At 29.8% G+C, this 678-nt stretch carries 1 protein-coding gene; it reads left to right on the plus strand.

The window, feature by feature from the left end; translation table 11 throughout:
* Window positions 1-316: 316 nt before the first annotated feature.
* Window positions 317-535, plus strand: a complete 219-nt coding sequence (locus ACFINS_RS10485) for a hypothetical protein (RefSeq protein ID WP_236093269.1) — start codon at window positions 317-319, stop codon at window positions 533-535.
* The last annotated feature ends 143 nt before the right edge of the window (window positions 536-678 follow it).

The raw sequence follows: 678 nt of genomic DNA on the forward strand, positions 1-678 counted from the left end.
AATCAGACAATTTTTTACAGGAGGATATTTGGATAAATTGTAAGCTGTTAAAACAGTAACTAGTTGATAATATTTATTTTTTATAAACTCAACGTATTAATGGAGAAATACAATGGGGTAATACGATTTTACCGTGTTCTATGAAAGAACCTCTTTTATTCTTGAAAAATCTGATGATATTGGAAAATCATTTGCGCTTTCTCTTTTAAACTTCAGATTTGCAGATCTCACCAAAATCACTGTCTCATGAACGTTCGAGAGGTGGCCTATGATTCTTTCTTGAGTTCTCATTTATTGTTTTGAAAAGCTTTTTGTTATGTTGTGGCAAGTGGGTAAAATGTTAGATGAGGATGATGTGAATTTATGGTTTAAGCAGAAAATATTGGATCATGGTATTCTCAATGAATTTTTGATCTGTAACTTTTTAACCGAAGAACCGCAATATCTTGATTTTGAAACTTTTAAAGAAAGTATCAATGAAGGAGAATGTAACAAGATTGTAGCGAAGGAAACAAAAAAGATTGTTATTTTATAATTCTAGATATTGTCTGGTTTCCTGAATGTGATGAAAATTTTGCATTCAATGAGTCTGAAGAAACGAATGCAGTATTTGCGACAGAATACTCGAATAAACAACTACTGTAAAAGTTATTTTTTAAAAGAAATTAACTCTTAAAA

It is taken from the genome of Bartonella sp. AA2SXKL (assembly GCF_042197205.1).
GTDB lineage: Bacteria > Pseudomonadota > Alphaproteobacteria > Rhizobiales > Rhizobiaceae > Bartonella.